The following is a 7,369-nucleotide window of genomic DNA, read 5'->3' as shown; positions in this document are numbered from 1 at the left end:
ACATTGTATTATATTATAGAAATACAGACAAAATATTGTTAAAGAAGGGATGATTAGTATTTTTATCAGAGAAAAGATTCAAATTGTTTTAGCTTATATATTAGCAATGGTTGGAATAGTGTTAATTATTACATTTGCACTTAGTGTACTAGAGCTGGTTCCTCAGCATATGCAAGTAGATTTTGGTGGTTTTGTATTTGTTACATCACCTATTCTAGCGCTTGTATCAGGAATAAACTTTGCTATATTTAGTATTCTTAAAAAAGTACTAATTGTACAAGCACTATAATAAAGCGATTTCAACTAGCTTTTGCATTAGGTGTACTTCCATTTATATTAATCATAGCAACTCTTGGACTTTTTGGAAACTAAAAATAATTAATTAGACTATTTTTAAAAAAATACAAAGGAGAAATAATCATGGAATTTAATTTAATAGGATTACTTTTTAAGTTAATTAATCTAGGACTTTTAATTGCAATAGTAATAGGAATAGTTACAGGTGTAAAAAAATTTAGATGTTTTGTGAAAGAAACAAAAGAAATGTCTAAAAAATTAGATTGTATTTTAAAAAAGTTAGAAAAATAGAATATAAATTTTTTGATACTATTTTAAAAACGTTAGTTTTATGATACACGTAAAATTCTAAAAAAAATATATATTAAATAGCTTAAATTAGGAAATAAAAATGACTCATTAGCTTAAATGATTTAATGAGTCATTTTATTATTCAGTTTTATTTACAAAAGTAGATTATATAGTATTATTTTTAGCTTTTGTAAAAAAAGTTATAGAAAGTATTGAAAAAGCTATTGCAAAAATAAATATAAATTTATTTGAGAATGATTCTATAAGACTTGAAAGTGCAAATGATAATGTAATAAAACCTGACATAATATATTGTTTTTTTTTATTTGCTATCTTTTTCATGTGAAATCTCCTTTAAAAACTATAACTAAATTATTGCAATTAATATTAGATTAAAAGTGTCTTTAAAGTTACATTTAATTGTAATATACTAATATATATAATGTTATATTCTTACAAGTTAACATTATATATTGTTATGATGTATGAAATTAACATAATTATTTAGGGAGGAGTTCCATGGAGAAGAATTTAAAAGAATTGTTAGATAATTATTATTTAATACCTAAAAATTCAATAAATTTTGAAGATGAAATATATTGTTCCCAGGATACTTTTGAGGAACTTTTAAATGACTTTAGTGTAAATGAAGCTTATGAAGAAGAAACAGACTTAAAAAATATGTGTATAGTACCTAGAAAAACAGGTAAAAGACTTTCTTATGGAGAAGTAGAACAAATAAAGAAAGATAATAGACCTTATAGGGTAATAGCTAAAGACCTTAATATAAGTATTTGTATTATTAGTAAAATTAAAAATAATAAATATTAGATTTTATTATGAAGGAGATTACCTATATATACTTTCTTTAGTTCCATTAATATCTTTAATCATATCATTTTAAGTCAAAAAAATGATGTTTTATGATAAAGTTGAAATTATTTTTTAAAATTATGCTATAGTAGTTTGAGTGAGATATATAACTTGATATTTCAGAAAGGATAATTTAAGAAATGAATGAAAAAAATTTTTTAAAAATTTGTAGTATTATTTTATTAATTCTAAGTATTACAATGATAGCTTTTTACTTAATTACTGATGAAATTAATGTATTTCTTCTTTGGTTAGGACCTATAATTGCAATATTAAATACATGGCTTTTATTTCTTAATATATATTTTAAAAAGAAAAAATATATAGAAATAACAAAAAAATATAATAGATTTTTAATGTTTAGTATTATTGTAAATTATCTTCCTTTTGTTATGATAGCATTAGCAATATTTGAATGGGGATCTAAAGCTTAATAGGTAAAAATTTATTCAAAAGTTAGGAGAGACTTTTATGTTACATTATTCAAATAATAATTCTAAATTAAGATCTTTAATTATATCAACAGTCATTTTTGGAGGACTTATTATACTTGGAGTTCATAATTTTTTTATTATAGAAAATAATTCGTTTAGAATGTTATTAAATATTTTAGGATTAATAATTAATAGTTTAATGTTTTTTTCAAGTTTAACTTATTTTTTTAAAATTAAAAGAAAATTAAGTCATAAGTAGTACATATATTATAATATGTATTTGCTGATTTTACAGTAGAATAAAATAGCTTAAGTTTAATAATAGATAATAGGAGATTATATGAAATATTTTTTATCTATACAAGAACCATTAATTTTTATAATAGTTTCACTTATATTTATTTCAATTTTTAAAGTAATTAATAATAAATCAAATATATTTTCTCAACTTATAATTTTTATAGATAAAAAGATTAACTTTTTTGTTTTTATTGGAATATTGCTAATAGTATTAAATGTAATGTTAGTAATAATATCATCTAAATTTTTCTTCAATAAACTTTTAGATATAACTTTATTTTCATTTATAAATTCTTTTATAATTTCATTGATTGACATACATAAACATTATAAGTAATACTTAGAAGTGCTTTAGTAGTACTTTATGTTTTTAAAGGTATACCATAAGTAACACTTAGTATTATATTGAATTACTTGTTAAAAATATCTTGAAATTTGTATAAAAAACATATGTAAACTTATAATATAAAACTTTTAAAACAAATATTAGCCTGAAATAAACTTTATATAAAATTTATTTCAGGCTAAAAAAATACCATTTCAAGATATATTTAATAAATTAAATATAATTTGTGCTATCTTAATAAAGATAATAAAATCTTTACTAAAGAAAAAGGAGCATTATATATGAAAAAATTATATTTAATATTTATATCCTTAAGTTTAACTATTTTATTTTTAGGATGTGGTAAAATTGAATCCAATAGATATTCATCAAAAAATGATGGTTCTGATACTATAGAATCCTTTGGAGAAGATGGTCATTTTGGAATATTTAAAATTTCTCCCGAAGGAAATCTACATTTAGATTTATATGATGCCAAAGATAGTGGTAGTATTGATTTTATATCTGATTATAAAGAGATAAAACCTTATGTATATACTATTGGAAAAAAAGGATATATTAAGCTAAATTATGAGGATTCTACTATTATTCAATCAAATAATTTAGATAAATTTTCTGATGAAGATAAAGAGATTTTTAACAGATTAAAATAATAAACATAGAATTAGGAGTAACTCAATATGAATGGTAAAAATCTAAATTCAGGTATATATTGTTTTATATTTATAATGATTATGGTTTTAGTAACAACTAATAATGAAAAATTAAAAATAGGTATACTAATGTTTATTTCAATATTAATAATATTAACTTTTTTTATACCCTCAAAAAATGCAAATAAAAGATAAAATTTTAAGGAGCAGTAATGCTCTTTTTTTATTCTCAAAAATAAAAACAAATTAGAAAGTAAAGGAGAAATTATATGTTAAAGATAGATAAATCAATAAGTTTAACAGGATACTGTGTAGTAAATGAAGGAGGGGTTAATGCTAATGTGGTTTATTTAAATGCTAGTGTTAGCACTGATGGAAATAGTAATGGAAGCACTACTAAAAGTGTTTTAAATCAAGATTTATATTTTAGACATAGAAAAGAAATAAGAAAGGATATGTCTGATTTTGATGATGCAGTTTTTGCTATAGAGGATGAATTAGCATCTGAAAAGCGTAAAAATAATACTAAAGCTGATTCAGTAACTCTTTATAAAACAGAAGCATCAAAAACTATAGTAGCTCCAACAAATGTTAAACCCATAGAAGTTAACAGTAATTTAGAAGAAAAGAAAGAATCTTAAAATAAAGGTGGGATAGGAATATGTTTAAGTTATATAATATAGAACATAAAAAAATACAGGGCTTAATTAATTATAAGGAAGCAATTTTAGAAAGAGAGTTAAAAACAGGTGATGAAAAGCTCTCTTTTTCTTATCCCATTTTTGATAAGTTCTATAAAGATATTGTAGAAGAATGCTATATAAGAACTAAGGAAAATGAATATATAGTAAAAGAAATTCATGAGCTTGATAACTTTACAGAGTTTACTTGTTTTTTAAATGTGGAAGATTTAGAGGGAAAGCCTTGGGATAGATATGAAAGTATTGAAAAAAATATAGTGGATGCTTTAAATCTTGCCATAGTTTCTACTGGATGGAGGGTTGGATTTTGTAATGTAAGTAAGAAAAGAACAGTTAGAAAAAGTAATTGTAGTTCCTGGGATATTATACAGGATATTAAGAAAACCTACATGGTGGATTTACAGTTTGATTGTATAAATAAAAAAATAAATGTATATGAACATCTTGGCAGGGATAAGGGAGTTTATTTTATGGATTCCTTAAATGTAATAAAATTAGAAAGCCAAAGGGATTCCCATAATTTTTATACAAGGCTTATTCCCCTTGGTAAGAATGAATTAACTATTAAGGCTATTAATGAAGGAAAAGATTATGTAGAAAATTATCAATACTCTAAGAAAGTTAAAACTTTTTATTGGAAAGATGATAGATATACTGTGGTAGAAAATCTTAAAAAAGATGGACAAGCTAAACTTAATGAATTATCTAAACCAAGAAGAGCTTATAAGGTGGATATAAATAATTTAGCTAAAAGTAGTAAAGGAAAATATGAAATTTTAGATTATAGTTTAGGGGATACCATTACTCTTATTTCTAAAAGTAAAAGAGTAAAAGAAAAACAACGTATTGTAAAAATTAAAGAATATCTTTTAGATCATTCAAAGGATACAGTGGAAATTGCTAATACTATTTTAAGTTTTGAAGAAATGCAACAACAGCTTCAAGATGCAGCAGAAACAGTTTCTAATATTACCACTGATAATGGAACTGTAGATGGGTCCTGTGTAGATAATATAGAAGCTAAACAAATTAATAATTTTGAAGCTAATGTAATGAAAGCAGTAGATTTTAAAGCTGTTAATGCTTCCATAGAAAATTTAACTGCTAAAAAAGCAGATATACAGGATTTAAATGTGGTTAAGGAAAGGGTGGGAACTTTAGAAGCTACCACTATAACTACCAATGAACTTAAAGCAGTGGATGTAAAAGTAGATAATTTAGAAGCTACTAAAGCTAAAGTTACTGATTTAAAGGTAACTAATGAAAAGGTAAAGGTAATTGAAGCTGATACAGCAAATATTAAAACCTTACTTAATGGAAATCTTACTAGTGAAAATATTCAATCAGGAGGAATTACCAGTGATAAATTAACTATTTTTGATGCCTTTATTAAAAATGCCATGATAGATTCCATTGATATTAATAAAATGAATGCTGGAATTATTAATACTGAAAAATTTAATATTACATCTAATAATGGAAATTTAACCATTAAAGATAATACTATTCAAATTAAAGATTCTAAAAATGTAAGGGTTCAAATAGGTAAGGATGGTTCTAATAATTATGGCATTTATGTGTGGGATGTACTAGGTAATTTAATGTTTAGTTCTGATACAGGTCTTATGGAGCAGGGAATAAAAAGTAAAATTATTAGGGATGATATGATTTCTGATAAGGCTAATATTCAAGCTTATAAATTAGATATTAATTCTGTATTTAGAGAAATGAATACTAATTCAAATACTTTAAATGCTACAAGAATTAAAATAGATTCTGAAAATCAAACTTTAGATATGGCTTTTTCTAAGTTAAAAACCACCACTGAAAATAATAAAGAAACAGTGGAAAATGCTTTAACTAAAATTCAATCCCAGCAGGGACAAATAAAAGCCACCATAGAAAACTCTAAAATAATAGAGGATAAACAAAAAACTTTAGAAGATAACTATAACAGAACAGTGGCTACAGTAGATTCTATTAATAGTGAATTAGGTAGCCATAAAAGTATTTTAGATGGGAATAGTAATAAAATTTCTAGTGTGGAAGCTAAAACTAATACCTTAGAAAGAAACTTAGAAGGTATGAAGGAAAAGGTAACTTCCTATGAATATTCCATAAATAAGGATTTAGAAAAAGTAACTGAAAATATAAAAAATAATTTTAGTGAATTAAAAACTAATATAGATTCTATTAATTTAGCAGTAGATAATACTAAAAAACAAATAATTACTGAAGGAAAAGAAGTTACTACTAAATTAGATTCAGCAAGATCTGATATAAATTCCTTAAAGGATAAAATAAAACTTTCAGTTTCTAGTGAACAGTTAGAAAGTACAAAATCTTTATTAAACCATAATATAGATAAGATAAAAAAAGATGCTGATGAAAAAATAAATAATTTAAATTTAGAAGTAACAAAGACTAATAAAAAAGCAGCATCCTTAGAAACAGATATTAATGGTATAACTAGTAAGGTTTCTAATATGGAAAGTAATACAGAAGAAATTAATGGAAAGCTTACTAGTTATGAAAGTAGACTTACCACAGCAGAACAAAAAATAACTTCTAAAGCCATAGTTAATACTGTATCTAGCACTATACAAGAAAAAATAAATAATTTAAAAATAGGTGGAGAAAACCTATTAAAAAATGCTGACTTCTCTAACTATTGGGTAGATAGTCATATTGGTTGGGATGATAAAATAAATGGTTCTTTTAAAGTAAGTCATTGGAATTTATATAATGGGGGCGTGGAAAATGCTAGTAAGGGTTCCCATGCTCATTTAAATATAGATAAATTTAATTTTCCTTCCATAGTTTTTAGAAGTGATGATAGTAACAGATGGTTAGGAGCTACTCAATCCATTAAAAGAACTTTAAGTTCCTTTAAAGCAGGTATGGAATATACTATTTCAATGGAAATTTATATGAATAATACAAGCCAAGCCATTACAGGTGGTTTATATTATAAAACTAAAGATGGTAAGGATGGTTTTCATAGTGGACAATTTTCCTTTCAAGTTAAGGAAGATAAAATAAATCAATGGGTTAAATTTTCTCATACCTTTAAAATAAGTAAGGATGTAAAGGAAGATGAATTAGCAGTTAGTTTATTTATCTATGGCCATACAAAAGGAAGGGGATGGGGATTCATATGTAAACCTAAGTTAGAGGAAGGAAATGTGGCTACCTCCTTTACTTTAAACTCTAAAAATATAAAGGATAGCTTAAATAAAAAAATAGAAGAAACTAAAGCAGAGCAAAAAATAGAATTAGATAAAATAACTAATTCTGTTAATGGATGTGCCACTAAATCAGAGGTTATTCAAAGCTCTCAAAAGTGGGAAGCAAAGTTTAAAGATTTTAATGTAATTAATATAGTTTCTAATAGTAGACCTACAAAAACTTTAAATTATTGGGATACTACCTATGATTCTACAGCTAATAAATCTACTATTACTTTAGCTACTG

At 24.0% G+C, this 7,369-nt stretch carries 10 protein-coding genes; 9 read left to right on the top strand and 1 reads right to left on the bottom strand.

Annotation, left to right across the window (positions count from 1 at the left end):
* Nucleotides 1–420: 420 nt before the first annotated feature.
* A complete protein-coding gene (locus tag GBZ86_RS17180; protein ID WP_170272214.1) occupies nt 421–588 on the top strand; it encodes a hypothetical protein in 168 nt (55 codons plus the stop codon).
* A gap of 165 nt (nt 589–753) precedes the next feature.
* Here GBZ86_RS17180 and GBZ86_RS17175 read toward each other — a convergent pair whose 3' ends face one another.
* Nucleotides 754–930, bottom strand: a complete 177-nt coding sequence (locus GBZ86_RS17175; protein WP_170272213.1) for a hypothetical protein — start codon at nt 928–930, stop codon at nt 754–756.
* A gap of 177 nt (nt 931–1,107) precedes the next feature.
* On the opposite strand from GBZ86_RS17175, the gene GBZ86_RS10615 reads away from it, so the two are divergent.
* From GBZ86_RS10615 to GBZ86_RS10585, 8 genes are all read left to right on the top strand, one after another.
* Entirely contained in the window at nt 1,108–1,419 is a 312-nt protein-coding gene (locus tag GBZ86_RS10615; RefSeq protein ID WP_152890495.1) for a hypothetical protein, read from the top strand.
* A 182-nt stretch (nt 1,420–1,601) separates the two neighbouring features.
* Nucleotides 1,602–1,895 (top strand): hypothetical protein, encoded by a 294-nt coding sequence (locus GBZ86_RS10610; RefSeq protein WP_152890493.1) that lies wholly within the window; start codon nt 1,602–1,604, stop codon nt 1,893–1,895.
* Nucleotides 1,896–1,932: 37 nt separating this feature from the next.
* Nucleotides 1,933–2,154 (top strand): hypothetical protein, encoded by a 222-nt coding sequence (locus GBZ86_RS10605; RefSeq protein WP_152890492.1) that lies wholly within the window; start codon nt 1,933–1,935, stop codon nt 2,152–2,154.
* 81 nt (nt 2,155–2,235) lie between these two features.
* Entirely contained in the window at nt 2,236–2,532 is a 297-nt protein-coding gene (locus GBZ86_RS10600; protein ID WP_152890490.1) for a hypothetical protein, read from the top strand.
* 290 nt (nt 2,533–2,822) lie between these two features.
* Entirely contained in the window at nt 2,823–3,194 is a 372-nt protein-coding gene (locus tag GBZ86_RS10595; RefSeq protein WP_152890488.1) for a hypothetical protein, read from the top strand.
* A 27-nt stretch (nt 3,195–3,221) separates the two neighbouring features.
* On the top strand, nt 3,222–3,389 hold the full coding sequence (locus GBZ86_RS17170; protein ID WP_170272212.1) for a hypothetical protein: 168 nt from the start codon (nt 3,222–3,224) through the stop codon (nt 3,387–3,389).
* Between the two features lie 74 nt (nt 3,390–3,463).
* On the top strand, nt 3,464–3,835 hold the full coding sequence (locus tag GBZ86_RS10590; protein ID WP_152890486.1) for a hypothetical protein: 372 nt from the start codon (nt 3,464–3,466) through the stop codon (nt 3,833–3,835).
* A 20-nt stretch (nt 3,836–3,855) separates the two neighbouring features.
* A partial coding sequence (locus tag GBZ86_RS10585) for a phage tail protein (protein WP_207707439.1) occupies nt 3,856–7,369 on the top strand: 3,514 nt, incomplete at its 3' end.

This window comes from Clostridium tarantellae, assembly GCF_009295725.1.
Taxonomy (GTDB): Bacteria; Bacillota; Clostridia; order Clostridiales; family Clostridiaceae; genus Sarcina; species Sarcina tarantellae.
Note: the sequence above shows the minus strand (reverse complement) of the source record. Positions and strands in the feature narration are given on the sequence as shown.